This window comes from Nonomuraea sp. B1E8, assembly GCF_039871515.1.
GTDB lineage: Bacteria > Actinomycetota > Actinomycetes > Streptosporangiales > Streptosporangiaceae > Nonomuraea.
Map to the genome: position 1 here is coordinate 455,730 of NZ_JBDPLS010000001.1, position 24,932 is coordinate 480,661.

The 24,932-nt window shown below is 70.4% G+C and carries 22 protein-coding genes; 9 read left to right on the forward strand and 13 right to left on the reverse strand.

Features of this window, described 5'->3' with window-relative positions; genetic code table 11:
• Positions 1 to 16: 16 nt before the first annotated feature.
• From nagZ to ABGA98_RS02090, 6 genes are all read right to left on the reverse strand, one after another.
• On the reverse strand, positions 17 to 1,318 hold the full coding sequence (gene nagZ, locus ABGA98_RS02065; RefSeq protein ID WP_347616444.1) for a beta-N-acetylhexosaminidase: 1,302 nt from the start codon (positions 1,316 to 1,318) through the stop codon (positions 17 to 19).
• A gap of 64 nt (positions 1,319 to 1,382) precedes the next feature.
• Positions 1,383 to 3,035 carry a phosphoenolpyruvate--protein phosphotransferase gene (gene ptsP / locus ABGA98_RS02070; RefSeq protein ID WP_347616445.1) on the reverse strand — a complete coding sequence of 551 codons (1,653 nt, stop codon included), beginning with the start codon at positions 3,033 to 3,035 and terminating at the stop codon, positions 1,383 to 1,385.
• A gap of 11 nt (positions 3,036 to 3,046) precedes the next feature.
• Positions 3,047 to 3,307: an HPr family phosphocarrier protein gene (locus tag ABGA98_RS02075; RefSeq protein ID WP_347616446.1), complete on the reverse strand. Its 261-nt coding sequence runs from the start codon at positions 3,305 to 3,307 to the stop codon at positions 3,047 to 3,049.
• Between the two features lie 115 nt (positions 3,308 to 3,422).
• Positions 3,423 to 3,869: a PTS glucose transporter subunit IIA gene (locus tag ABGA98_RS02080; protein ID WP_347616447.1), complete on the reverse strand. Its 447-nt coding sequence runs from the start codon at positions 3,867 to 3,869 to the stop codon at positions 3,423 to 3,425.
• Between the two features lie 10 nt (positions 3,870 to 3,879).
• Complete coding sequence (locus ABGA98_RS02085; protein WP_347616448.1) at positions 3,880 to 4,116, reverse strand: glucose PTS transporter subunit EIIB; 237 nt, start codon at positions 4,114 to 4,116, stop codon at positions 3,880 to 3,882.
• Between the two features lie 51 nt (positions 4,117 to 4,167).
• The gene (locus ABGA98_RS02090) at positions 4,168 to 5,202 is read right to left on the reverse strand and encodes an SIS domain-containing protein (RefSeq protein ID WP_347616449.1); all 1,035 of its coding nucleotides are present in this window, start codon (positions 5,200 to 5,202) and stop codon (positions 4,168 to 4,170) included.
• A gap of 124 nt (positions 5,203 to 5,326) precedes the next feature.
• On the opposite strand from ABGA98_RS02090, the gene ABGA98_RS02095 reads away from it, so the two are divergent.
• From ABGA98_RS02095 to ABGA98_RS02105, 3 genes are all read left to right on the forward strand, one after another.
• Positions 5,327 to 6,052: a GntR family transcriptional regulator gene (locus tag ABGA98_RS02095; RefSeq protein ID WP_347616450.1), complete on the forward strand. Its 726-nt coding sequence runs from the start codon at positions 5,327 to 5,329 to the stop codon at positions 6,050 to 6,052.
• 31 nt (positions 6,053 to 6,083) lie between these two features.
• Positions 6,084 to 7,394, forward strand: coding sequence for a PTS transporter subunit EIIC (locus ABGA98_RS02100; RefSeq protein ID WP_347616451.1), 1,311 nt, complete (start codon positions 6,084 to 6,086; stop codon positions 7,392 to 7,394).
• A gap of 384 nt (positions 7,395 to 7,778) precedes the next feature.
• Entirely contained in the window at positions 7,779 to 8,231 is a 453-nt protein-coding gene (locus ABGA98_RS02105) for an Rv3235 family protein (protein WP_347616452.1), read from the forward strand.
• Positions 8,232 to 8,375: 144 nt separating this feature from the next.
• Here ABGA98_RS02105 and secA read toward each other — a convergent pair whose 3' ends face one another.
• The gene (gene secA, locus ABGA98_RS02110) at positions 8,376 to 11,165 is read right to left on the reverse strand and encodes a preprotein translocase subunit SecA (protein ID WP_347616453.1); all 2,790 of its coding nucleotides are present in this window, start codon (positions 11,163 to 11,165) and stop codon (positions 8,376 to 8,378) included.
• A gap of 223 nt (positions 11,166 to 11,388) precedes the next feature.
• On the opposite strand from secA, the gene ABGA98_RS02115 reads away from it, so the two are divergent.
• Together ABGA98_RS02115 and ABGA98_RS02120 are read left to right on the forward strand one after the other, a co-directional pair.
• Positions 11,389 to 11,649 carry an HGxxPAAW family protein gene (locus tag ABGA98_RS02115; RefSeq protein ID WP_132596035.1) on the forward strand — a complete coding sequence of 87 codons (261 nt, stop codon included), beginning with the start codon at positions 11,389 to 11,391 and terminating at the stop codon, positions 11,647 to 11,649.
• A 186-nt stretch (positions 11,650 to 11,835) separates the two neighbouring features.
• Positions 11,836 to 13,032, forward strand: coding sequence for a crosslink repair DNA glycosylase YcaQ family protein (locus ABGA98_RS02120; RefSeq protein WP_347616454.1), 1,197 nt, complete (start codon positions 11,836 to 11,838; stop codon positions 13,030 to 13,032).
• 148 nt (positions 13,033 to 13,180) lie between these two features.
• Here ABGA98_RS02120 and ABGA98_RS02125 read toward each other — a convergent pair whose 3' ends face one another.
• The 6 genes from ABGA98_RS02125 to mtrA form a co-directional block, all read right to left on the reverse strand.
• Positions 13,181 to 13,879, reverse strand: coding sequence for a response regulator transcription factor (locus tag ABGA98_RS02125; RefSeq protein WP_132518859.1), 699 nt, complete (start codon positions 13,877 to 13,879; stop codon positions 13,181 to 13,183).
• A gap of 172 nt (positions 13,880 to 14,051) precedes the next feature.
• Entirely contained in the window at positions 14,052 to 14,720 is a 669-nt protein-coding gene (gene raiA, locus ABGA98_RS02130; protein WP_347616455.1) for a ribosome-associated translation inhibitor RaiA, read from the reverse strand.
• Between the two features lie 612 nt (positions 14,721 to 15,332).
• Positions 15,333 to 16,031, reverse strand: a complete 699-nt coding sequence (locus ABGA98_RS02135; protein ID WP_347616456.1) for a ComF family protein — start codon at positions 16,029 to 16,031, stop codon at positions 15,333 to 15,335.
• Positions 16,032 to 16,093: 62 nt separating this feature from the next.
• Positions 16,094 to 17,830, reverse strand: coding sequence for an LpqB family beta-propeller domain-containing protein (locus tag ABGA98_RS02140; protein WP_347616457.1), 1,737 nt, complete (start codon positions 17,828 to 17,830; stop codon positions 16,094 to 16,096).
• Positions 17,817 to 19,481 carry an MtrAB system histidine kinase MtrB gene (gene mtrB / locus ABGA98_RS02145; RefSeq protein WP_347616458.1) on the reverse strand — a complete coding sequence of 555 codons (1,665 nt, stop codon included), beginning with the start codon at positions 19,479 to 19,481 and terminating at the stop codon, positions 17,817 to 17,819. Before mtrB ends, ABGA98_RS02140 begins: the two co-directional genes overlap by 14 nt.
• Before the next feature lie 102 nt (positions 19,482 to 19,583).
• Positions 19,584 to 20,261, reverse strand: a complete 678-nt coding sequence (gene mtrA / locus ABGA98_RS02150) for an MtrAB system response regulator MtrA (protein ID WP_043620615.1) — start codon at positions 20,259 to 20,261, stop codon at positions 19,584 to 19,586.
• Positions 20,262 to 20,754: 493 nt separating this feature from the next.
• Between mtrA and ABGA98_RS02155 the strand changes: the two genes are divergently transcribed.
• From ABGA98_RS02155 to ABGA98_RS02170, 4 genes are read left to right on the forward strand one after another with little or no spacing between them, the layout of a single operon-like run.
• Positions 20,755 to 21,789 carry a glycerophosphoryl diester phosphodiesterase membrane domain-containing protein gene (locus ABGA98_RS02155; RefSeq protein WP_347616459.1) on the forward strand — a complete coding sequence of 345 codons (1,035 nt, stop codon included), beginning with the start codon at positions 20,755 to 20,757 and terminating at the stop codon, positions 21,787 to 21,789.
• Complete coding sequence (locus ABGA98_RS02160; protein WP_347616460.1) at positions 21,786 to 22,451, forward strand: DUF4129 domain-containing protein; 666 nt, start codon at positions 21,786 to 21,788, stop codon at positions 22,449 to 22,451. The genes ABGA98_RS02155 and ABGA98_RS02160 overlap by 4 nt, the downstream gene beginning before the upstream one ends.
• Positions 22,448 to 23,623, forward strand: coding sequence for a DUF4350 domain-containing protein (locus ABGA98_RS02165; protein ID WP_347616461.1), 1,176 nt, complete (start codon positions 22,448 to 22,450; stop codon positions 23,621 to 23,623). Before ABGA98_RS02160 ends, ABGA98_RS02165 begins: the two co-directional genes overlap by 4 nt.
• Entirely contained in the window at positions 23,613 to 24,593 is a 981-nt protein-coding gene (locus tag ABGA98_RS02170) for a MoxR family ATPase (protein ID WP_347616462.1), read from the forward strand. Before ABGA98_RS02165 ends, ABGA98_RS02170 begins: the two co-directional genes overlap by 11 nt.
• Positions 24,594 to 24,932 lie beyond the last annotated feature (339 nt).

Below are 24,932 nucleotides of genomic sequence, written 5' to 3' on the forward strand. Positions count from 1 at the left end.
ACGGATCGTAGCGGCCTCAACCGCCCGAGACCCGGGCGGCCAGCTTGCGGTGCTCGGCGGAGCGCAGCACGCGGGCCGCCTCCGCAGCGGAGGCGACGGGGGCCTCGGCCAGCAGCCCTTTCGACTGCTTGAGCGTGAGCAACCTGGTGACCGACTGGTCGAGCCGCTGCTCGGAGATGCGGCCCGACTTCACCGCCGCCAGCACCGCCCGGTGGGCCTCGGGCAGGTCGTTGGGCATGAGCAGCAGGTCGGCGCCGGCCAGCACGGCACGGACCGCCACCTCGCCGTCGTCGTACTTCGTGCGCGCCCCGCCCATGTTGAGCGCGTCGGTGGAGATCACGCCCTTGAAGCCCAGCTTCTCCCGCAGCAGGCCGGTGAGGATGGGCTTGGACAACGTCGCCGGGTCTCCCGACGGGTCGAGCTTGGGGAAGACGATGTGGGCGCTCATCACGGCGTCCACGCCCGCGGCGATCGCGGCCTTGAACGGCGGCGCGTCGATCCGCTCCCACTCGGCCCTGGTGTGCTTGATCACGGGCAGCCCGCTGTGGCTGTCGACGGTCGTGTCGCCGTGGCCGGGGAAGTGTTTGACCGTGGCGGCGATCTTCGCGTCGTCGAAGCCCTTGACCGCCGCCGTGACCATCTTGGCCACCTTTTTCGGGTCGTCGCCGAAGGCCCGCCTGCCGATCACGGGGTTTCCCGGGTTGACGTTGACGTCGGCGACGGGGGCGAAGTCGAGGTTGACGCCGAGCGCCCGCAACTCCCGGCCGGTGGCCGCGGCCACGGCCCGCGACAACGACAGGTCCTTCTTCGCGCCGATCTCGCCCGCGCCGGGGAAGTCGGTCATGACCGCGGACATCCGCGACACCAGGCCGTTCTCCTGGTCGGTGGCCACCAGGAGGGGGACTCCCTTGGCCGCGCGCTGCATGCCGTTGGTGAGGCCGACGACCTGGCGGGAGCTCTTGACGTTCTGCGGGAAGAGGATCACGCCGCCCAGGTGATATTTCCTGATCACCTTGGCCGGGGTCTGGGCGCCGTAGCGGGCGTGGTTCTCCCCCGACACCGAGGAGGCGGAGGTGCCGTAGAGGACGGGCATGAACAGCTGGCCCACTTTCTCCGCGACGCTCATCTCGGCCAGCGCGCTCTTGACGGGATCGGGCTTGTCCGGCGTCTGGGGCGGGCGCTGCGGGGTGGATTGCGTGGGTGGCGCCGCCTTACCCCCCGGCGGCGTCGTGCCCGCCGAACCGCCGCCGCCGGCGCACGCGGCGAGCGCGATCGTCAGGACACCTGCCGTTGCGATGCGTCGAGGGGAGTGAGGCATGCCTCCTAAGGTATCCGTGCGACGACCCGGCCGGGCCCCGCGCCCGCGGGCCCCGGTTCCCTCGTCAGAGCCCCAGCCTGCCGAGTTCGGGAAGGTGCACGCGGGCCGCCGCACGCGCGGCGCCCGCGGTCGTCTGCTCCCGCGCCGCCTCGGCCGCGAACGCGCACTGCTGCAGGGTGTGCGCGGCCAGTCCGGCGCGTACGGCGGGCAGCGCCCCTGCCCCCATCGACAACGTCGTCGCCCCCAGGCCGACGAGCACGCACGCCAGCGCCGGATCGGCGGCCGACTCCCCGCAGATCCCGCACGGCTTGCCCGCGTCGTGGGCGGCGTGCGCAGCCATGGCGACCAGGTCGAGCAGCGCGGGCTGCCACGGGTCCTGGAGCGCGCTCACGGCGCCGAGCTGGCGGTCGGCGGCGTAGGCGTACTGGGACAGGTCGTTGGTTCCGATCGAGACGAAGTCCACGGGCGCGAGCAGGTCCTTGGCCCGCAGCGCGGCGGACGGGATCTCGATCATCACGCCCACGCCGCTCAGCCCTTTGGCCCGGCACCGCTGCGCGAACCAGTGGCTCTCCTCGGCCGTGGCCACCATGGGCGCCATCACCATGAGGTCGTCGGTCGCGACCTCGGCCAGCGCGCCGAGCTGTGCCTCCAGCACCTCGGGGAACTTACGGAACGCCCGCAGGCCCCGCTCGCCCAGCGCCGGGTTCGGCTCTGTGGTGGAGGGCAGGAAGGCCAGCGGTTTGTCCGCGCCGCTGTCGAGCGTCCTGACGACGACCTTGCCACCGGGGAACGCCTCCAGCGCCGCCTGGTAGGCACGCCGCTGCTCCTCGGCGGACGGCGCCTCGGCGCGGTCGAGGAAGAGGAACTCGGTCCGGTAGAGCCCGATGCCCTCGGCCCCCGCCTCCCGGGCGGCGGCCAGGTCGGCCGGGCTGCCGATGTTCGCGAAAAGCGGAACGAGGTGGCCATCGGCGGTCCGGCCGGGGCCCTCCGCCCCGGACACCGCGGCCTGCCTGGCCGTCGCGGCGCCGACGGCCTCGGCCACGTCGGACTCGGCCGGCTCCAGGCGCACCTCGCCCGAGCCGCCGTCGGCCATCACCCGCACGCCCTGCCGGATCGTGGTCGCGCCCGGGCAGGCCACGACGGCGGGCACGCCCATCGCCCTGGCGATGATCGCGGTGTGGCTGGTGGGGCCGCCCTCCTCGGTGACGAACGCGGCGACGTCGCCCCTGGACAGCAGCGCGGTGTCGGCGGGCGCGAGGTCTCGGGCGACCAGCACGTACGGCTCCGCCGGCGCGGCGGGCAACCCCGGCATCGCGTGCCCGTAGAGGAGCGCGACCACGCGGTCCCTGATGTCGTTGAGGTCGGCGGCCCGCTCGCCCAGGTATCCACCGGAGCCGGCCAGCACGTCCCGATATTTCGTGAAAGCTTCGTAGACCGCTCTCGGCGCGGCCAGCCCGCGGTCGATCAGGGAGCGCACCTTCACGACCAGGCCGGGATCCTCGGCCATCAGCGCCTGGGCCTTGAGGATCTCCTCGGCCTCGCCGCCCGCCTGGTTGCCGCGGGCCTCCAGCTCGCCCGCGACCCGGGTGAGCGCGGTCATCGCGCGCTCCTTCTCCTGCTCCGCCTCACCGGTGTAGGTGGCGCCCTCGGGGGGTTCGGGCACGGAGGCGGTCAGTACGTACGCGGGGCCGTGCCCGATGCCCGGGCTGACCCCCACCCCCCGCAGATTCATGGCTTACCGGCGATCTCTGCCAGTTCGTCGAGCACCTCTTCCGAACCCTCGCCCGCCGCGGAGATCACGACGGTCTCGCCCTGGCGGACGTCGAGCCCCAAGATCGCGAGAATGCTCTTGCCGTTGACGGGGTCACCGCCGTGGGCCTTCGCCACCGCGATGTCCATCGGAGCCTGTTTGGCCCGCTGCACGAACGTCGCCGCGGGCCGGGCGTGCAGCCCCACCTCCGCCGCTACGGTGACCTTGCGCTCACCCATCTGCTTCTTCCTCCTTCTGCGCCGGTCCGGACCAGCCGGACCCGGGATTAGTACGGCGCCTGCCCGATCGGGGTCGAATCGGCGGCATGCCTATTGTGACGCCTTGGCAGCGGGTCTATTCCCATGTGAACAGCTCGTCTCCTGCCTGCACCCTGCCCCGAGCGACCCCGGTCACCGCATCGGAGAGCGCGTCCAACGCGACCACCGGGCAGACCGGCGAGCGGCCGCCCGCCTCGACGGCCGTCGGGTCCCACGCCACCACCGCCTGACCGGCGCACACCCTGTCGCCCTCGGTCGCCAGCAGCCGGAACCCCTCGCCCCTGAGCTGGACCGTGTCGATGCCCAGATGCACCAGCACGCCTCTGCCGTCGTCCCCCACGATGACGTACGCATGCGGATGCAGCTTCATGATTTTTCCCGCTATGGGAGCAACGGCCTTCCCCGGCCCTCTCAGCGGATCGATCGCCGTTCCCGGCCCCATCATGCCCGCGGAGAACACCGGATCGGGCACCGCGGCCAACCCCACGGCCGCCCCCTCGACCGGGGCGAGAACAGTCGTCATGATCTCGCTCTCAGCCGATGACGTCCTCGATGTCGCTGGCGATCGTGTCCGCCTCCGGCCCGACGACGACCTGGACCACGTTGCCCGCGGCCATCACGCCGTGCGCGCCCGCCGCCCTGAGCGCCGCCTGATCGACCATGGACGCGTCGCGCACCTCCGTACGTAGCCGGGTGATGCAGGGCTCTATCTCGATGATGTTGCCGGCACCGCCGAGCGCCGCGATGATCGCGTTGACGTCAGCCGCCATCCGGTCCTCCCTTGCGCTAACACTCCGACCAGGCTAGACGACGCTGTGTGATCAGTCCGTCTGAGTGACCTTGTTGAGGCCGCGCGGCGCGTCGGGGTCGATGCCGAGCCTGCGGGCGAGCGCCTCGGTGAGCAGTTGCCCCGGCACGATCAGGCCCATCGGCGCGACCCACTCGGGCAGGTCGGGACCGTTGAGCGCGGCCGTGCCCGCCCGCGCGAGCGCCTCGCCGCCCCCGATCGTGTACGCCGCCGCCCCCGCGGCCACCACCCGCTCGGCCAGCGCGACCGTACCGGACAGGGTGGGGCTGTTCTCGGAGGCGACCAGCAACGCGGGGGTGTCGGCGTCGACCACGGCGATGGGCCCGTGCAGCAGGTCGGCGTACGACAGGCCCATGGCGTGCAGGTAGCAGGCCTCCTTGAGCTTCAGCGCGGTCTCCAGCGCCGTGGAGAACGCCAGCCCGCGCCCCGACACCACCACGCCCGGCTTGTCCGCCAGCCCTTCGACCAGGGCGTCGAGGTCGCCAGGTGCCGCGACGAGCTTCTCCACGGCCTCGGGCACCCGCCGCAGCTCCGCCACGTCCACGTCGGCGCCGAGCCCCAGCGCGAGCACGGCCAGCGCGGCGAGTTGCGTGGTGTAGGTCTTGGTCGCCGGCACGGCCTCCTCCTCGCCGGCCACCGTGCAGAGTGCCACGTCGGCGGCCTGGGCCAGCGGGCTGTCCGCCCCGCCGTTGGTGACGCCGACCGTCCTCGCCCCGCAGTCCTTCGCCCAGGCCAGCGTCTCGACGATCTCCTCCGTGCGCCCAGACTGCGAGATGGCCACGGCCAGCACGCCGTCGAGGTCGAGCCGGCGCCTGTACGTCGTCGCGATCGACGGCGCGGCCAGCGCGCACAGGCGGCCCGCGTGCGACTCGACGAGGTAGCGCCCGTAGACCGCCGCGTTGTCAGAGGTGCCACGGGCGATGAACAGCAGTTGCTTCGCGTGCTCGCCCACCGCGCGCACTTCGTCGACCCTCGGGAGCAGGGCGTCCAGCGTGGCCTGAATCGCGGCCGGCTGCTCGGCGATCTCGCGGCGCATCTTCGTGGTCATCTCGGGCTCATCCCTCAAATCCGTAGGGCTTAGACTTGACCGTCTTTTGCGACATGTGGTCTAGTCCGGACTAGACCAGTACGAACCATAACTCATTGCCCTGGTCAGTTCGAGAGGAGGATCCGTGGCGCACATCGATCCGGACAGCCCGGTGCCCAAATACTTCCAGCTTCGCGAGATCCTGCTGGACCTCATCGACAGCGACGAGCTCAGCATCGGCGCCGCCATCCCCTCCGAGCGCGAGCTCTGCCAGCGCTTCGGCCTGTCCAGAATGACCGTACGGCAGGCGGTCGACCACCTCGTCTCCGAGGGGCGCCTGCACCGCGTCCCCGGCAAGGGCACGTTCGTGGCCCGGCCCAAGATCGAGCTGGCGCTGCAGCTGACCTCGTTCACCGACGACATGAGGGCCCGCGGCATGATCCCCGGCTCGCGCGACCTCGACAGGAGGATCGTGCGCGCCAGCGCCCACCTGGCCAAGGAGCTGGGCATCCAGCCGGGCGAGGAGGTGCACTTCATCGAGCGCCTGCGCACGGCCGACGGGGAGCCGCTGTCCATCGAGCGGGCGCACATCCCGGTCAAGCTCGCCCCCGGTCTGGCCGACCACGACCTGTCCGACAAATCACTGTATGAGCTGCTGGAGAGCCGCTACGGTCTCGTCATGGACGCCGGCGAGCTCACCATCGACGGCGGCATCGCCGACCCGAGCGACGCCGACCTGCTGAAGCTGCCGCGCGGCGGCGCCGTGCTGCTGCTCCAGCGCAGGTCGTTCGCCGGTGGCGTCTGCGCGGAACTCGGCGTGTCCACCTACCGCGCCGACCGCTACCAGCTGCGCACCCTACTCGAGCCCTGAGGGTCGGCTCCCACCCCCGGAGGAACGCCCGGTGAACGAGACCGCCGCCCGGCCTTCGCCGGGCGCTCGCGTGATGACCGTGCTCCAGCGGCTGGGCCGCTCCTTGATGTTGCCCATCGCCGCCCTGCCCGCGGCGGCCCTGCTGCTCCGCGTCGGCCAGCCCGACATGCTCGGCTCGAACGGCGCCGAACCCGGCGGCCTCGCGGACGTGGCGGGATTCGCCTGGGTGGGCCAGGTGGCCGAGGTGCTGGCCGCGGCCGGCGGCGCGCTGCTGGAGAACCTGCCCCTGCTGTTCGCCGTGGGCGTGGCCATCGGCTTCGCCCGCAAGTCCGACGGCAGCACCGCGCTCTCCGCCATGGTCGGCTACCTGGTCTTCGACCGGGTGACGAAGGTCATGTTCTTCGGCTCCGACATCCGCGACACCGTCGCGATCAAGGAGGTCCAGGACCAGGGCGTCGTCGAGATCATCGACTACGGCATGCAGAACCCCACCCAGGTCCTCGGCGGCATCGTCATGGGGCTGGTCGCGGCCCTGCTCTGGCAGCGCTTCCACCGCATCAAGCTGCCGACGTGGCTGGCGTTCTTCGGCGGGCGCAGGTTCGTACCCATCATCACCGCCATCGTGGCGCTGCTCATCGGCGTGCTCTTCGGCTGGCTCTGGCCGGTGCTCGGCGAGTGGATCCGGCACGCGGGCGAGGCCCTGACCGCGATCGGCCCGATCGGCACCGGCCTCTACGGGCTGATCAACCGCCTGCTCATCCCCCTCGGCCTGCACCACTTCGCCAACTCCGTCGTCTGGCACGTGGTGCCGCAGTGCGACGTGGGCGGCCAGTTGCTGGGCGGCGACTGGAACTGCTATTTCGGCGGCGCGGCGCACGCGGGCCAGTTCATGGCCGGCTTCTTCCCCATCATGATGTTCGCCCTGCCCGCCGCCGCCCTGGCCATGTGGCGCGCCGCGCCGCCGCACCGGCGGGCCGGCGTGGGCGGCATCATGTTGTCGGCGGCACTGGCGTCGTTCGTCACCGGCATCACGGAGCCGATCGAGTTCGCCTTCATCTTCGTGGCGCCGCTGCTCCTGGTGGTGCACGCGATCCTGACCGGCCTGGCCATGGCGCTGACCACGCTGATCGGCGGCCAGTTGGGCTTCGGCTTCTCCGCCGGCCTGCTCGACCTGCTGCTGAACGCCAGCAAGTCCAACACCGAGAACTTACCCGGCATCCTCGCCCTCGGCGCCGTCTACGGCGTGCTCTACTACGTCGTCTTCACGTTCCTGATCCGCAGGCTCAACATCCTGACGCCCGGCCGCGAACCCGAACCGGACGTCGACTCCGGCGAGACCTAGCGCCGGTTCCCCGCGATCCGCCGCGGGGTGGTGAACCCCGCGACCCCCGCGAACGATGTGGGCGGACCACCATCACGAGCCCTGACCGGTCGTCGCTGTTCGGCGGGCTGTAACGCGTGTTGTTCACCGTACTGATCCGCTCCCTGCACCTCCCCACGCCCGGCCGCGAACCCGCCTGAGTTCAGGACGGCCGATGCGTACGCCGCTCCGCGCCCGAAACGGCGGGCAGCCCTCGACGAGGGGGGTCCAGCTCCGAAGGACCTTCTTCTCGCGGCGGGACGAAAAGCGACCCCAGCCGGGGGAAGCTGGTGGCCGCTGTATTCCTGGGCCGGGCCGAAAACTCCTTATGACGTTTGTTTCTCCGCCTGAGCACTTGGAGGATGCGTGTCCGCAACACCCCACGTCGGCATCACCCCCGTCCCCGAGCCGCCCTACGACGACGGCCGGCGCAGGGCGGGCAGCGCGGCGTCCCGGACCCACGGAGCCCTGGCTCTGGACGCGCGCCCCCTGGTGTGGGGAGCACCTGGAGCGGCCCCGGACGAGCGCAGGCTGCGCCATCTCGGGCAGGCCCTGGCGGAGGTGCTCACCGGCCGCCGCCCGCCCGAGACGCTGGCCGGGCGGCTCACCGAGCGGGCCTACCGGGATCTCGTCAGGGCCGGGCGGATGATCGCGGCCAGCCGCCCCCCGTTCGCCGGGAGGCCGCACGTGACCGAACCCAGGGAAGGCGCCCTGGAGATGTGCGTGGTCGTGCACTGCGGCGAGCGCGACCACGTACTCGCCGCCCGCCTGGAACGGCGCGGCCACCAATGGCTCTGCACCGACTTCGAGACCGCCTGACCCCTCCGACGGCCTCACCTCATCGAGCGAGACCCCGCACAACCGTGGCCCAGGCAGAAAGACCACGCAACCGGCCGCCCGAAGAGGGTGCGTACAGAGCCGAAGACCCCCACCCCGGAAAGGTGAGGGTCTTCGCAGGAACCGTCAGGCGGCGTTCTTCGGGTCGCCGTGGCAGCGCTTGTACTTCTTGCCCGACCCGCACGGGCAGGGCGCGTTGCGCTCCACGTTGCCGTAGGCGGCCCGTTCGGCGGAGGTCGTGCGCACCTTGGTGTGCTCGACCTCGCCCTGCTCGCCGGGCGCCGAGTATTCGAGCTCGGCCGGCCGCTCGGGGCCCCGCAGCCCGCGCGCGATGATCGAACGGGTCTCCGCCAGCGCGTCGTCCTCTTCGGCGACGATCGGGTTCTCCTGCACCTCGACCTCGAGGTTGAACAGGAACCCGACGGAGTCCTCCTTGATGCCCTCGAGCATCGCGGTGAACATCTCGTAGCCCTCGCGCTGGTATTCGATCTGCGGGTCCTTCTGCGCGTAGGCCCGCATGCCGATGCCCTCGCGCAGGTAGTCCATCTCGTAGAGGTGCTCGCGCCACTTGCGGTCGAGCACCGAGAGGATCACGCGGCGCTCGAGGTCACGCGTGGTCTCGGGACCGAACTCCTCCTCGCGCCTGGTGTACGCGGCCAGCGCGTCGGCCTTCATCCGCTCGCTGATCAGCTCGGCGGTCACCTCCTCGCGGGAGCCGGCCTCCTCGACGATGTCCTCGATCGTGACCTGGACCGGGTAGAGCTCGCCGAACGCCTTCCACAACTTCTCGAGGTCCCACTCCTCCGCGAAGCCCTCGGACGTGGCGCCCTGGACGTAGCCGTCGATGACGTCGCTGATGAAGCCGCGCACCTGCTCGTGCAGGTCGGCGCCCTCCAGCACGCGGAGGCGCTCGGCGTAGATGACCTTGCGCTGGCGGTTCATCACCTCGTCGTACTTCAGAACTTCCTTGCGGATCTCGAAGTTCTGCTGCTCGACCTGGTGCTGGGCGGAGGCGATCGCCTTGGAGACGATGCCGGACTCGATCGGCTGGTCGTCGGGGATCTGCAGCCTGGTCATGATCATCTCGACCCTGGCCGAGTTGAACAGGCGCATGAGGTCGTCGCCGAGCGACAGGTAGAACCGCGACTCGCCGGGGTCGCCCTGACGGCCGGAGCGTCCGCGCAGCTGGTTGTCGATGCGCCGTGACTCGTGCCGCTCGGTGCCCAGGACGTAGAGGCCGCCGAGCTTGGTGACCTCGTCGTGCTCGGCCTTGACCGCCGCCTTGGCCTTCTCCAGCGCCTCGGGGTAGGCCTTCTCGTATTCCTCCGGCGTCTCGACCGGGTCGAGCCCGCGCTGGCGCAGCTCCTGGTCGGCGCGGAACTCGGGATTGCCGCCGAGCTGGATGTCGGTGCCCCGGCCTGCCATGTTGGTGGCGACGGTGACGGCGCCCTTGCGGCCCGCCTCGGCGATGATCGACGCCTCACGCGCGTGGTTCTTCGCGTTGAGCACCTCGTGCTGCACGCCGCGCCGCTTGAGCGCCTTGGACAGCCGCTCGGACTTCTCCACCGAGGTCGTGCCGACGAGGACCGGCTGCCCGGCTTCGTAGCGCTCCTTGATGTCGTCGACCACCGCGTTGAACTTGGCGTCCTCGGTCTTGTAGACCACGTCGGCCTGGTCCTTACGGATCATCGGCCGGTTGGTCGGGATCGGGACCACGTTGAGCTTGTAGGTCTTGTTGAACTCGTTGGCCTCGGTGACGGCCGTGCCGGTCATGCCGGCCAGCTTGTCGTAGAGGCGGAAGTAGTTCTGCAGGGTGACCGTGGCGAGCGTCTGGTTCTCGTCCTTGATCTTGACGCTCTCCTTGGCCTCGATGGCCTGGTGCATGCCCTCGTTGTAGCGGCGGCCGTGCAGGATGCGGCCGGTGAACTCGTCGACGATCAGCACCTCGCCGTCGGCGACGATGTAGTCCTTGTCCTTCTTGAACAGCTCTTTGGCCTTGAGCGCGTTGTTCAGGAAGCCGACGAGGTGGGTGTGCTCCGGCTTGTAGAGGTTGTCGATGCCGAGCCAGTCTTCGACCTTCTCGACGCCGGACTCCAGGATGCCGACCGTGCGCTTCTTCTCGTCGACGACGTAGTCGCCGGTGCTCTCCTCGCCGGGGTTCTTCGCCTCGACGCCCCTGCGCAGGCGGGGCACGATCTTGGCGAACTCGTTGTACCACTTGCCCGACTGCTCGCCAGGGCCCGAGATGATCAGCGGCGTGCGGGCCTCGTCGATCAGGATCGAGTCGACCTCGTCGACGACCGCGAAGAAGTGGCCGCGCTGCACGCACTCGTCGAGCGACCAGGCCATGTTGTCGCGGAGGTAGTCGAAGCCGAACTCGTTGTTGGTGCCGTAGGTGATGTCGGCTTCGTACTGCCTGCGGCGCTCGTCGGGCTGCTGGCCCGACACGATGCAGCCGACCTCGAGGCCGAGGAAACGGTGGATGCGCCCCATGTTCTCGGCGTCGCGCTTGGCGAGGTAGTCGTTGACCGTGACGACGTGCACGCCCTTGCCGGCCAGCGCGTTGAGATAGCTCGGCAGGGTGCAGGTCAGGGTCTTGCCCTCACCGGTCTTCATCTCAGAGATGTTGCCCAGATGAAGGTTGGCGCCGCCCATGATCTGCACGTCGAAGGGTCGCTGGCCGAGCACCCGGCGGGCCGTCTCACGGACCGTCGCGAACGCTTCGGGAAGCAGGTCGTCGAGGCTCTCGCCGTCGGCGTGGCGCTTGCGGAACTCGTCCGTCATCGCCCGCAACTCCGCGTCGGACATGCCTGTGAAATGGTCCTCAATGGAGTTGACCTGGTCTGCGTACCGCTTCAGCTTGCGTAGGATCTTGCCTTCGCCGGCACGTAGGATCTTGTCGAGAATGGCTGCCACTTTATGTAAAGCTCCTCGCAGGTCTACCCCGGCGGCGCCGCCAGGAGGAGAGGCCGAGACAAACTTCCCCGTTGCCATGGTAGGCGGTTCCGCAAGCAGACACAGCCACCGTGCCGACGAGGGCGCAAGACTGGTCTGGGAGAATGGGCTCAAGGCAGAGGATATGCCGGTTGAGAGTCGGCTCGCACCAATAGCGCGATAACCGGCAAAGGAAGGATTTGTCATGGTTGAGGGGAAGAAGTCGGAGCAAACCGAGAATCTTGGCAGCCACGGCGGGCGCGCGTCATCGTGGCTGGCGGTGACCGTGATGCTGGTGGGCACGGTGGTGGCCGGCTTCGGGCTGACCGCCGGTAACTGGACGCTCGTCTGGATCGGTGCCGGTGTGTTCGTCGTGGGCGGCATCCTCGCTCTCGTCTTCGACATCTTCACCGACGTCGTGATCGACGCTCCGCGCGTGGGCATGCGAGCCGAAGACCACCGCTGACATACGCTCCGCACGGCGGGCGCCCGTCCAACGGGCCGCCCGCCGTTTTCCATTCCGGCGCTCCCCCGGGCGTGTCCCGCCCCACGACCCCCCTACGCCGGCCCTCACCCCGGCGGTCCGGGCGGGCGGTTCTGTCGGTGGCCGCCGCTAGATTGCTCGCATGCACCGCCGTACGGAAATGCCGACATGACCCCCCTGCCGGATCTGACCGCCGACGAAGCACGACGCATCATCCTGCGCGCTCAGGGCCTCATCGGGGCCGACGCACGCAAGGGTGGGGTGCACGCCATGCTGCGCAGGCTGGGCGCCGTGCAGCTCGACACGATCTCGGTCCTCGCCCGCTCCCACGAACTGGTCGCCTACGCCCGCCTGGGCGCGGTCGGCCGGTCCAAGATCGAGCGCGCATACTGGCACAACCCCGCCCAAAGCTTCGAATACTGGTGTCACGCGGCCTGCATCCTGCCCATCGAGCACTGGCCGCTCTATTCGTTCCGCCGCCGCGCCTACCGCGAGCGGCGCTTCCGCTGGCACGAGGTCCCCGACGACGTCGACAAGCTGCTGGAGAAGGTGCGCGAGTCGGGCCCGCTGACGACGTCCGACGTGGGCGGCGCCAAGAACGGCGGGCCGTGGTGGGACTGGTCCGACTCCAAGATCGGCCTGGAGTGGCTGCTCGACATCGGCGAGCTGGTCTGCACCCGCCGCGTCGGCTGGCGGCGCGTCTATGACCTGGCCGAGCGCGCCGTCCCCGCCGACCTGCTGGGCGACGACCTGTCCGACGAGGAGTGCATCACGCGCCTGGCCGCCATCGCGGGCCGTTCGCTGGGCGTGGCCACCCGCACCGACCTGATCGACTTCCTCCGGCTCAAGGGGCGTCACGCGGCGATACTCGACGAGGTGCTGCTGAACGGTGCCGCGGGGCTGGTGCCCGTGGCCGTCACGGGCTGGCCGGGCAAGAAGGGCCTCGCCAACGCGTGGGCCGATCCGGCCGCCCTGGCATCCGAGCCGCGCGGCCGCCACCGCACGACGCTGCTGTCGCCGTTCGACTCGCTCATCTGGCACCGCGGCCACACCGAGCGCGTCTTCGGCTTCCGCTACACGCTGGAGCTCTACGTGCCCAAGCACAAGCGCGTCCACGGCTATTTCACGATGCCGGTGCTGGCCGGCGGCCGGCTGATCGGCCGCGTCGACCCGGCGCGCGAGGGCACCACGCTGGTGGCCAGGCAGCTCAGCCTGGAGCCCGGCCTCTCCTCCGCCCGGTGGGCCGACGCACTGCGCGAGGCCCTGTGGTCGGCGGCCGACTGGGTCGGCTGCGACTCCGTCCGTGTCGACCGCGCCGACCCTCCCGAACTCGCACCGATCCTGAGCACGACCGGGAGGGGTTGAGCACCGTTTCGAGAGGCGCCATGTCCGAGATCTTCGGCTGCGTGCCCAGAGCGGGGGTCCAGCACTATGGGAGGTCTGGGCGGCAGCTCCCTAAGAGTGCTGCCGCCAGGTCGAGGCGATCTCGACATCGGCTGCGCTCGTGGACCTCCTACGTGATCTCCAGCATGCGTTCGCGCACCGCGTAGACCACGGCTTCCATCCGCGAGTGCAGTTGCAGCTTGTCGAGGATGTTGCGCACGTGGTTCTTCACGGTGTTCTCGGAGATGAACAGCTGCTTGGCGATCTCGCGGTTGTTCATGCCCTTGGCCACCAGCCGCAGCACCTCCATCTCCCGGTCGGTCAGCCGGGGCACGGGGAGCTGGGGCGGGCGCTCGGCCTCCTTGCGGCTCATGTTGGCGAACTCACTGATGAGCTTGGCCGCCATCGCCGGGTTGATTAACGACTGGCCCTCGTGCACACCGCGCACCGCGGCGGGGACGTCGTTGATCTGGACGTCCTTCAGCAGATAGCCGGTGGCGCCCGCCTTGATGGCCTCGAAGAGGTCCTCTTCCTCGTCGCTCACCGTCAGCATGATGATGCGGGTGCTCGGGACGGAGGCCTTGATGCCCTTCGCCGCCTCGATGCCGTCCTGCCGCGGCATGCGCACGTCCATGAGGGCGACGTCGGGCATGAGGCGATCGGCCAGTTCGACCGCCTCCTGCCCGTCGCTCGCCTCACCGACCACCTCGATGTCGGGCTCAGCGGCCAGCGCCAGCGCCAGGCTGCGCCTGATCAGCTCATGATCGTCCACGATCAGCACGCGGATCGGCTCGCTCTCGGACGCGCGGACCTCGCCGGACTCGGTCACGAGGCCTCCTTGCGCAGCCTCGCGACTGTGTGTTCGTCGCTTCGCTCGCTCATCTGAACCTGACTGAGCTCGCTCACGTCTCCTCCTCGTCGGGGGGCCAGAGCCGTTGAACCGCCATGATGGCATGGGTGCCGCGGTTCTCGGGTGGTCGAGAAGATCTTTCAGCGCGCTGTCAGGGCTCTACGAGCCGCAGCACACCATAGTTGTAACCGCGTCTGTTGTAGACGACACACGGCTGGCCGCTCTCCTTGTCACGGAACAGGTAGAAATCGTGTCCGACCAGTTCCATCTCGAGGAGGGCCTGGTCGATGGTCATGGGCTCCGCCTTGTGGAACTTCTCCCGGACGATGAGCGGACCGTCGCCGTCCATCTCGATCGGGACGATGTCGTCGTAGAGCTGGTCGCTCTTCTCCTGTTCGTCCTCGTCCGGCTCCTGGGCCTGTTCGGGGACGGAGGGCCGGGTGATCGGGGGAAGCCCGGCGGCGTCAGGAAGCGTCGCGGTGATCTCCGCCACAGAAGGCGGGCAGTGGTTGCCGTGATGGACCTTGCGCCGGTCGGCCAGGCGCCTGAGGCGGCCTTCCAGCTTGTCGAGGGCGAGATCGAGGGCTGCGAACCGGTCGTCGGCCGACGCCTCGGCGCGGATGGCCGGTCCTTTCGAGTGAATAGTGAGCTCGACGCGCTCGCGTCGGTCGGCGAGGCGTGGGTTACGTTCCTTCGACACCTCCACGTCGACTCGGATGATGTTGTTGTCCAGACGTTCGATCCTGGCCAGCTTGGTCGTCACGTGGTCTCGGAACCGATCACTCACTCCTGTGTGCCGGCCCTTGACGATGATGTCCATGCAACAGCCCCCCTTCGTCTAACGACTGAGCAAGAGCGCCCGACGATGTGCGTGCCGGGCGGGGTCTTCTGTCTGCCTTTCTGCCACCGTTACCCTCTTCCGACTCGGCGTCACCGGGAACTCAGTGGGCACCCGCCCGGCCGACCTGGTCTTCGACCCCACATCCGCCTGCTGAGGGTCTCGCAGCTCAGTCGCCACTACTGCCCTTCTCTTCTGGCGAGGGACATCTGGCCCCTCGGGAAGGCAGGACTTACCCCTAAGCCGCACCGTGATCGGTCGACAAAGAGTCGCCTTACGTGGACCGTTTTGCCTGCGGCTGGCATCGGCTAGCAGAGCCGGGGACACCGGCTCTGCGCAACCACGGACCCGAACGGGTGCCATGTCAGAACGCTATCCGCATCCAGGGAGAATGTCAGCCGGAGGGTCGATCAAACGATCACTTTCCGTGATTTTCCACGGTACGGAAAGCGCATTCCGAAGCCCGGCGCACCCGGCCGGCACCCCTTACGGACACGAACGTCCTGACCGCTGAGCTGCCCCGGCACGCCACTCGGGCAAGGCACCTGTCACCTTCAGGTTAGAGCGGCGAATTGGATCTTTCTTTACTCACCGTCACCGTAACGACTTCCGCGATCTTCGGCGTGTCGCGGCGACGGTGACCGCCAGCGGCGTCGGCACGCCGGCCGACCGCAGGGCCCGCGCGGACTCGGCGAGAGTGGCGCCGGTGGTCACGATGTCGTCCAGGAGCAGCGCAACGGGCGCTGGAGGGCCTCCGGCGGGCGAGTGGACCTGGAGTGACCCCGTGAGGTTGGCGGCCCTCTCGGCGGAGCTCAGGCCCGCTTGGTCGGCCACGCCCCGAGCCTGGACCAGCCCCGTCCATGCCCTCGCCGGCATGCCCAGCGCCCGCAGGTCGCGGGCGACCAGCACGGCCAGCCGCCCCACCGGATCGTGCCCCCTGCCGCGCAGGCTCCGCCGCGCGCTGGGCACGGGAACCACCGCGAACCGGCCGCACGCCCACGATGCCCGCGTCCGCCCGATCGCCGTCACGGCGGTGAACGTCGCCGCCTGCGCCAGCACCCCGGCCAGCGCCACCGCGCCGCGCTCCTTGTAGGCCACCACCGCCTTCCTGACCACGCCGGTGTAGGGCGCCGCCGACCAGCAGTCGGGCAGGCCGGGCGGGGACGGGTCGGGCCTGCGCGGCGCGGGCGAGGCGGTCAGCTCGGCGACGCAGCCATCGCACAGGCGCGCACCCTTGGCGCCGCAACCGGCGCACGTGCCGGGGAGAACCAGATCGAGAACGGCGGTCACCACGCCGCCCAGCATGCCGCCCGGCACCGACAGTTCCCGGCGACCACGCAGCGGCGGGGCGGCGGTCAGCCCAGGGGGAAGAGCGGGCTGCCGGCGTTGGACTCGACCTTCGGGACCCAGGTCTGGCGGTCCTGGTTCAGTTCGACGATCTTCGTCTCCTTGTCGGTCCTCACCTCTCCCAGCACCCGGTCGTCCAGCGCCGCGAGCGAGGCGAGCCGGTCCTTCAACGGCACCCCCACCGTCTCCCCGTCGCCCACGTTGATCTCGTTCAGTATCTGCCCGGCCTTGCTCTCCACCAGGACCAGCAGGTGCTCGTCATCGCTCCAGGTGACGTCGACGATCTCGTCTCCAACCTCGGTCGTGGCCAGGCTGCGGAAGTTGCCGAGCACGAGCCCGTCGGGAGTGGAGGTGAGCGCGCCGATCTGCACGGTGTTCTCGCCCGTGGTGACGGACACCCGTACGCCGTCCCTGGCGATCCTCAGGCGGGCGACGTCAAGGCCGGCGAGCTTGGGCGCCGAGACTCGCTCGGGCCCCCGCCCGCTCGCCGGGTCGTACCGGAGCAGGACGCCGTTCTTGTTGTCGTACGTCCACAGGGTCCCGTCCCGGTGGAACGTCGGCGGCGTGAGCTCCGTGCCCTGGATGACCTCCTGCCAGCGTCCGTCCTGCGCGAGCTTGGCCATGGAAATGCCGGTGGAGGTCTTGGCGGCGATGAGGCCGGTCTCCTCCTTCGACAGGGCGAAGTCGGTGTAGCCCGCGCGCTGCTCGCCCGCGGCGCCCGGCACGGCGCCGCCGGGACCTTCCTTGCCCATGAAGTGCACGGCGCCGTTGTCGACGAAGTAGGCGGTGTCGCCCCCGTCGTCCAGCCAGGGGTCGGCGGGATCCGGCCGGTCGACGGCGTACGTCTCGCCGTCGACCTGGATCTCGATGATGCGCCCCTTGGCGACGTCGTTGTCGGCGAAGCTGTGCCTGATCTGCGCCCTGAGTGCGGCCTCCGCGCTCAGGTCGAGCGGATCGAGCGGGCCGGAGAGGTTGACCAGCACGCGCTCCTCGTTCCACCTGATGGACTCGATCGTCGTGTCCTCGGGGAAGCTCGTGGTCACCGCGTCGCGAAGGGCCGTGGTGGGCTCTTTGAGCAGGCGTTCGAGAATGGTCCGCGCGAAGCTCTCTGTCGGCTTCATCCGCAGGCGCACGCGGTCGACGACGAGCCGATCCGGCATGTCGGCGTTGAGGTAGTAGAGGTTCGCGGGGCGGTACGCGCGCACCACGTCGGAGTTGGTGAGCAGGAGCCCGGCGGGCAGCTTGTTGACGAGGTAGCCGCCCTGCTGGGTCTTGACCAGCTCGAACGTCCCGCCGTCCCAGGTGCCTGCCGTGGGGGCATAGGCGTCGTCGGTCCCGATGCTGGCCACCCACTGCGCCTTGAGCGTCACCTGCAGCACGGTCTCCGTGCCGTCGCGCGGCGTGGGATAGGTGATCTCGAACGCGTCCTCGATCACCTTCACCGGGCCGGCGGCGCTCCACTTGGCCCGTGCCTCGGGGGTCAGGTATTGGGGCAGGATCGACGGGTCGTCGGCGTAGGCGGCCATGGCGGCCTGCAGGCCCTTGATGGTGTCCTCGGGCCCCCAGTTCGGCTGGGGCGGCATGGCGATCATGCGCTGGAACGGCTTGTTCAGCGGGTCGCCGCCGGTGCCGTCGTCGCCCACCATGTACGGGCCGGTCACGGGGATCACGGTGCACCCGGTGCCCGCGGCGACCATGGCGAGAACGATCGCGACCGAGGCGCCGAGCCGCCTAATCGTCGTCATGACCGCCCCCGTCCGCCGTGGCGGGCAGCAGTACGGGGGTCATGGCGCCGCGCCACGTACGCCGCATCTCGATCTCCGGCGGCACCAGCGACAGCGGCGAGCCCTTCAGGTCGGCCCCTGCCGCCCGGGGCAGCGTCAGCCTGAACTGCGACCCCTCGCCCGGCTGCCCCCACGCCTGGAGCCAGCCGCCGTGCAGCGTGGCGTCCTCGCGGGAGATCGCCAGCCCGAGCCCCGTGCCGCCGATGGTGCGCGCACGCGAGGGGTCGGCCCGCCAGAACCGGTCGAACACCAGCGTGTCCTCGCCGTTCTTCAGGCCGATCCCGTGGTCGCGCACGGCGATGGCGACGGCGTCCCTGTCGGCGCCCACGGTGACCACGACGTCCCTGCCCTCGCCGTGCTCGATCGCGTTGAACAGCAGGTTGCGCAGGATGCGCTCGACCCTGCGGTTGTCGATCTCGGCCATGCACGGCTCGTTGGGCAGCCGCAGCTCGAAGCGGGTCGAGTGGCGCTCGGCCAGCGCCTCGGAGTCGCCGATGGCCCGCAGCACGACGTCACGCACGTCCACCGGGTCGAGGTCGAGCGTGGCGGCGCCGGCGTCGTAGCGGCTGATCTCCAGCAGGTCGGCCAGCATCGCCTCGAACCGCTCCAGCTGCGCCTGCATGAGCTCGGCGGAGCGGGAGGCCATCGGGTCGAAGTCCTCGCGGGCGTCGTAGAGCAGGTCGGCGGCCATGCGCACGGTGGTCAGCGGGGTGCGCAGCTCGTGGGAGACGTCGGAGACGAACTGCCGCTGGACCTGCGAGAGCTCCTCCAGCTGGTGGATCTTCAGCGCCAGGTTGGCGGCCATCTCGTTGAACGAGTTCGCCAGCCGGGCCAGGTCGTCCTCGCCGCGCACTTTGAGGCGTTCGTCCAGCTTGCCGGCGGCCAGGCGTTCGGCGGCCTGGCGCGCGAGCCGTACGGGAGAGACGACCTGGCGGGCGACCAGGTACGCGATCGCGGCGAGCAGCAGCACGAGGCCGAGGCCCACCACGACGATGGCGAGCCTGACGTTGGTGAGCAGCTCCTCTTCCTCGGTGAACGGGAAGAAGTGGTAGACCTCGTAGTTCTGGCCGCTGCTGGGCACGTGCACCACGCCGCCGACCACGAAGGTGAGCCGGGGCTGGCTCTCGCCGGGAAACTTGATCTGCTGATGGATCCCGACGGGTTTGCCGTATTCGTGGTTGCGCATGTAGCGCTGCAGGTTCGCCCTGAGGCTGGGCGGCACGCTGGAGCGCACGACGCTGCCCGAGGCCCGCGACTGGCCCGGGATGGCCGGGTTGAGGATCAGCACGTCGTAGCGCTTCTTGGAGCCGTCCTCGCCTGAGCCCGTGACGGTGTCCATGACCTCGTCCAGCGGGTTGACCGCGCCGCTCTTGGCGGTGTCGGCGGTCTTGGTCTGCTCGTCCGTGTCGGGGGCGAGGGCGTCGGCGATCTGCAGGCGGTCGGCGAACGCGTCGCTCACGGAGGACTGCTGGCTGCTGTCGACCACCGACTTGTTGATCTGGCCGAACAGGAAGGTGCCGAGCACCACCACCACGATCACGGAGATCACCAGCGTGCTGGTGACGACCTGGAGCTGCAGCGAGCGCCGCCACACGCTGCGTGTCCTGCCCACCGCACGACGAACCCGCCGGCGCGCTCCGCCGAGAATCTGGCGGAGCGTGCGCCTGCGTGTTCTCGTCTTCGTGGTCGGGGGCATGGCAGGGCTGGGCGGGGGTCAGGCGGGTCCGGCTTTGTAGCCCACGCCGCGGACGGTCACGACGATCTCGGGGTGCTCGGGGTCCTTCTCGATCTTGGCCCTGAGCCGCTGGACGTGTACGTTGACCAGGCGCGTGTCGGCCGCGTGCCGGTAGCCCCACACCTGCTCGAGCAGGACCTCGCGGGTGAACACCTGGCGTGGCTTGCGGGCCAGCGCGACGAGCAGGTCGAACTCGAGCGGCGTGAGGTTGATGGTCTCCTCGCCGCGCTTGACCGAGTGTCCTGCCACGTCGATGGTGATGTCGCCGATCTGCAGGATCTCGGGGGTCGGCTCGTCGGTGCGGCGCAGGCGCGCCCGCACCCTGGCGACCAGTTCCTTCGGCTTGAACGGCTTGACGATGTAGTCGTCGGCGCCGGACTCCAGCCCGAGGACGACGTCGATCGTGTCGCTCTTGGCCGTGAGCATGACGATCGGAACGCCCGACTCCGCCCTGATCCTGCGCGCGACGTCGATGCCGTCGGCCCCCGGCAGCATCAGGTCGAGCAGCACCAGGTCGGGGCGTGTATCCCGGAAAGCGTCAAGGGCTTTGTCACCGTCGGAGACAAATGACGGCTCGAAACCCTCCCCCCGCAACACGATCCCCAACATCTCGGCGAGAGCGGCGTCGTCATCGACGACCAGCACGCGACCTTTCATGGCCCCTCATTCGTTCTACGCATTCTGGGACATACCCGCACGATCGCTGAAGGTTACCCTTGGCGGGCTCATGAGTGTGACTCGGAGCCCCGCAAAAGGCGAATTTCCGGTCCGCCCCCGCGATCGCCATCTCAGTCTGCGGTAACAGAGCAACTTTCTGCCATCCCTGGACGCGAACACGGGCCGGATTCGCCGAAGAATGCGGCCAAGCCGGGGCGTCGGATCATCCCGGCACCACCGGGCGACACCAATGTCCCGCCCAGCATGCCAGGATTGGGATATGTCAGACGGTCACGGTCCCACGCCCGAGACGCCATCAGGCTGGTCGGCCGAACAGCCCCCGCCGTACAGCGCCCCGCCGGCCTCCCCGTGGACCGCGCCGGGCTCGCAACAACAATCTCCCTACGGGGTTCCCCACGGGCAACAACCGCCGCCCCACGGACCCCAGCCACCTTATCCGCAACACCCATACCCCCAGCCCGGATACGGCGCCATGCCGCCGCCGCCCGCGCTCCGGCCGGGCATCATCCCGCTGCGCCCGCTGCAACTCGGCGACCTGCTCGACGGCACGATCAAGCTCATCAGGTCCAATCCGAAAGCCGTGCTCGGCCTGTCGGCCGTCGCCGCCCTGCTCGCGTCCGTGCCCCTGGCGGTGGGGCAGGCGTTCCTGCTCAACTCAATGGGCAGCGCGCTCGCCGACCCCGACAGCCTGGTCGCCACGCAGGGCGAGCTCACCGGCCTGTACGGCTTCGCCGCCCAGTACGGCGGCACCCTGCTCTCCTACGCCATCCAGTTCGTCGTGGTCACCCTGCTGACCGGCGTGCTGACCCGCATCCTCGGCCGGGCCGTCTTCGGCGGCAAACTCACCGCCGGCGAGGCCTGGCAACTGGTCAAGGGCCGGGTGCCTGCGCTGTTCGGCGTGGTGGGGCTGATGGCGGCGATCATGCTGGTGCCCGCCCTCGTCTTCGTGCTGCTCATCGTGGCCTTCTCGCTCAACGCCGGCGCCGGCGACCTCGGCTGGCTGGCCCTGCTGAGCATCCTGTTCATCGTCGTTTACATCGGCTACTACCTGTTCATGAGGACCCGCTTCGCGTTCGCCTCGCCCGCCGTGGTGCTCGAGGGCCGCAGCCCGCTCGACGCCATGCGCCGCTCATGGCACCTGGTGACCGGCGACTTCTGGCGGGTGTTCGGCATCCTGCTGCTCACCTCGCTGCTCGTCGGGCTCGTGGCGGGCATCCTGTCGGTGCCGTTCACGATCGCGGGCACGCTCTTCGGCATGCTCGGCGCGGGATCGGCGGCCACGGCGGTCGTGTCGGCCGTGCTGATCGCCATCGGCGGCACGCTGAGCGCCATGTTCGTCTATCCGTTCGAAGCGGGGGTCGCCGGTCTGCTCTACGCCGACCGCCGCATGCGGAGTGAGGCGTTCGACCTCGTCCTGCAGACCGCGGCCATCGAGCAGCAGCGCCAGGGCTGGGTGCACGCCTCCGCCGACGAGCTCTGGCACCCGTCCAACTCCGCCAGGTCGTGAGCCCGATCGACAGGGAGGAGGCCGCGCGGCAGGCCGCACGCGAGCTGCTCGACCCCGCCTACGAGACGGAGTCGCTGCCCGACCGGATCTACCGATGGGTCATGCAGTTCCTGGGCGACCTGATCGACGCGGCCACGGGCGGCGGCTCGGCCGGCGGGATCATCGCGTCCGTGGTGATCGTGCTGATCATCCTGGGGGTGATCGTGCTGATCTCGTGGCAGCTGCGCAGGTCCGCGCGTAAGAACGCGCCGGCGACGGGCGCGCTGTTCGGCGAGCGGGCGATGAGCGCGGCCGAGCACCGGCAGGCGGGGGAACGGCTGGCCGGCGAAGGGCAGTGGACTCCCGCCGTCCAGGAACGCCTCCGTGCCATCGCCCGCGACCTGGAAGAGCGCGCGCTCGTCGACGGCATGCCCGGGCGCACGGCCGACGAGCTGGCCGCCGAGGCCGCCGTCTCCCTGCCGGGCTTCGCGGACGAGCTGGCCGCGGCGGCCCGCTCGTTCGACGACGTCACGTACGGCGGGGTGCCCGGCACCCGCGACGCCTACACGCGGATGGCCGCCCTCGACGACCGCGTCAGCCAGGCCCGCCCGGTCCCCATCGTGTCCCCCGCTTCCGCGGCGCCCGGCGCGAGCCCGTGGCAGGGGAGCGGAGGGGCCTCATGAGCGTGACCACGACGCCTCCCGCCGCCGGATCCCGGCCGACCTCCCCGACCCCCCGCTCCACCTGGCGCGCCGGCCGGCTCATCGTGCTCCTCGGCCTGGTCGTCGTGCTCGCGGCGGTGGCGAGCGTGCTGCTCGGCTCCGGCGGGCGCCCCGCACGGCCCCTCGACCCCGACGACACCTCGCTGGCGGGCTCCAAGGCCCTGGCCGAGCTGCTGCGCGAGAAGGGCGTCACCGTCGACCGGGTCGACTCCGCCCAGGCCGCCGTCGACAAGGCCGCCACGGGCGACCGCCTGCTGCTCATCACCGACCAGACGTACGTCGACCAGCGCCGCCTCGCCGGGCTCCCCGGCGACCGGCTGATCGTCGGCGACGTCATCGGCCTGCCCGCCCTGGCCCCCGGCGTCAGCACGCTGCCCCAACCCGCGCGCCCCCGATCGCGCGAGCCCGAGTGCCCGCTGCCCGCCGCCCAGGCCGCCGGCAGTGCCTACCTGGGCGGCGTCGCCTTCCGCGGCCCGCCCGGCTCGACCGGCTGCTACCCGGCGGGCGACGCGCACACGCTGATCAGCTACGCCAACGGCGGGGGCGTCACCACCCTCGTCGGCGACGGCGGCTTCATGACGAACCAGCGGCTGGCCGAGGACGGCAACGCGGCGCTCGCGCTCAACCTCCTCAACACCGGCAAGCCCGTGACCTGGCTCGTCCCCCCGGACAACCCGCCGCCCAGGGAGCTGGCCGGCGAGCGGGGCCAGTCGATGTACGACCTGATGCCCGCCAACGTCCGCTGGACCATCTTCATGGCGATCATCGCCGTGGCGCTCACGGCGTTCTGGCGGGGCAGGCGGCTCGGGCCGGTGGTGGTGGAGAAGCTGCCCGTCGTGGTCAGGGCCGCCGAGACGGTCGAGGGGCGTGGCAGGCTCTACCGGGCCAGGCACGCCAGGGAACGCGCGGCCGCCGCGCTGCGCGCGGGCACGGTCGACCGGCTCACGGCCAGGCTGGGGCTGGGCCACGGCGCGGGGCCGCAGGAGGTCGTCGCGGCGCTCGCCGCCCGCACGGTGGAGGACCCGCACCAGCTCGGCGCGGCACTGTACGGGCCGCCGCCGGCGGACGACGCCGGCCTCGTCGAGCTGGCCGGATACTTGGACCTGATCGAAAGGCAGTTGAGTGAACTTTGACGAGACCTACCGCGTGACGGGTTCGGGCGACTCGGCGAGAGAGGCGCTGGCTGCGTTGCGCACCGAGGTGTCCAAGGCCGTGGTCGGTCAGGACGCGGTGGTGACGGGGATGGTCATCGCGCTGCTGTGCAGGGGCCACGTGCTCCTCGAAGGCGTGCCGGGCGTGGCCAAGACGCTGCTGGTGCGCACGATCTCGGCGGCCTTGTCGCTCGACTTCAAGCGGGTGCAGTTCACGCCCGACCTGATGCCGGGCGACGTGACGGGCTCGCTGATCTACGACGCGAAGACCGCGCGGTTCGAGTTCCGCGAGGGCCCGGTGTTCACCAACCTGCTGCTCGCCGACGAGATCAACCGCACCCCGCCGAAGACGCAGGCCGCCCTGCTCGAAGCGATGGAGGAGCGGCAGGTCAGCGTCGAGGGCACGGCCCGGGCGCTGCCCGACCCCTTCGTGGTGTGCGCCACCCAGAACCCCGTCGAGTACGAAGGCACCTACCAGCTTCCCGAGGCGCAGCTCGACCGGTTCCTCGTCAAGCTGACCGTGCCGCTGCCGCCGCGCGAGCAGGAGATCTCGGTGCTCGACCGGCACGCCCGCGGCTTCGACCCCCGCGACCTGTCGGAGGTCAAGGCCGTCGCCACGGCCGCCGACCTGGCCGCGGGCCGGGAGGCGGCGGCCGGCGTGCACGTGGCGCCGGAGGTGCTCGGCTACATCGTCGACGTCGCCCGCGCCACCAGGAGCTCGCCGGCGTTGCAGCTCGGCGTCTCGCCGCGCGGCGCCACCGCCCTGCTCGCGGCCTCCCGGGCGTGGGCGTGGTTGTCCGGGCGCCAGTACGTCACGCCCGACGACGTGAAGGCGCTGGCCAGGCCCGCGCTGCGGCACCGCGTCCAGCTCCGGCCGGAGGCCGAGCTGGAAGGGGCGACCGCGGACGGCCTGCTCGACGGCATCCTCGCCTCCGTCCCCGTCCCCCGCTGACGGGAGGAGCGACCCATGGCACTGAGCGAACCCGACGTAGCGAGCGGAGTGGAGGGCCGACGCAGGAGGCACTCCGCGCAGCGAGTGAGGAGGGTGAGCGACCCATGGCACTGAGCGAACCCGACGTAGCGAGCGGAGTGGAGGGCCGACGCAGGAGGCACTCCGCGCAGCGAGTGAGGAGTGTGAGCGACCCATGGCACTGAGCGAACCCGACGTAGCGAGCGGAGTGGAGGGCCGACGCAGGAGGCACTCCGCGCAGCGAGTGAGGAGGGTGAGCGACCCATGGCACTGAGCGAACCCGACGTAGCGAGCGGAGTGGAGGGCCGACGCAGGAGGCAC

What these genes read in the sequence shown, in the direction of transcription:
- ABGA98_RS02140 (WP_347616457.1), bottom strand. Translation starts at nt 17,830, where the DNA reads ATGACGACGATTAGGCGGCTCGGCGCCTCGGTCGCGATCGTTCTCGCC.
- mtrA (WP_043620615.1), bottom strand. Translation starts at nt 20,261, where the DNA reads ATGAAAGGTCGCGTGCTGGTCGTCGATGACGACGCCGCTCTCGCCGAG.
- ABGA98_RS02085 (WP_347616448.1), bottom strand. Translation starts at nt 4,116, where the DNA reads ATGGCGGCTGACGTCAACGCGATCATCGCGGCGCTCGGCGGTGCCGGC.
- ABGA98_RS02090 (WP_347616449.1), bottom strand. Translation starts at nt 5,202, where the DNA reads ATGACCACGAAGATGCGCCGCGAGATCGCCGAGCAGCCGGCCGCGATT.
- ABGA98_RS02115 (WP_132596035.1), top strand. Translation starts at nt 11,389, where the DNA reads ATGGTTGAGGGGAAGAAGTCGGAGCAAACCGAGAATCTTGGCAGCCAC.
- ABGA98_RS02155 (WP_347616459.1), top strand. Translation starts at nt 20,755, where the DNA reads ATGCCGCCGCCGCCCGCGCTCCGGCCGGGCATCATCCCGCTGCGCCCG.
- ABGA98_RS02165 (WP_347616461.1), top strand. Translation starts at nt 22,448, where the DNA reads ATGAGCGTGACCACGACGCCTCCCGCCGCCGGATCCCGGCCGACCTCC.
- ABGA98_RS02080 (WP_347616447.1), bottom strand. Translation starts at nt 3,869, where the DNA reads ATGACGACTGTTCTCGCCCCGGTCGAGGGGGCGGCCGTGGGGTTGGCC.
- ABGA98_RS02075 (WP_347616446.1), bottom strand. Translation starts at nt 3,307, where the DNA reads ATGGGTGAGCGCAAGGTCACCGTAGCGGCGGAGGTGGGGCTGCACGCC.
- raiA (WP_347616455.1), bottom strand. Translation starts at nt 14,720, where the DNA reads ATGGACATCATCGTCAAGGGCCGGCACACAGGAGTGAGTGATCGGTTC.
- ABGA98_RS02120 (WP_347616454.1), top strand. Translation starts at nt 11,836, where the DNA reads ATGACCCCCCTGCCGGATCTGACCGCCGACGAAGCACGACGCATCATC.
- nagZ (WP_347616444.1), bottom strand. Translation starts at nt 1,318, where the DNA reads ATGCCTCACTCCCCTCGACGCATCGCAACGGCAGGTGTCCTGACGATC.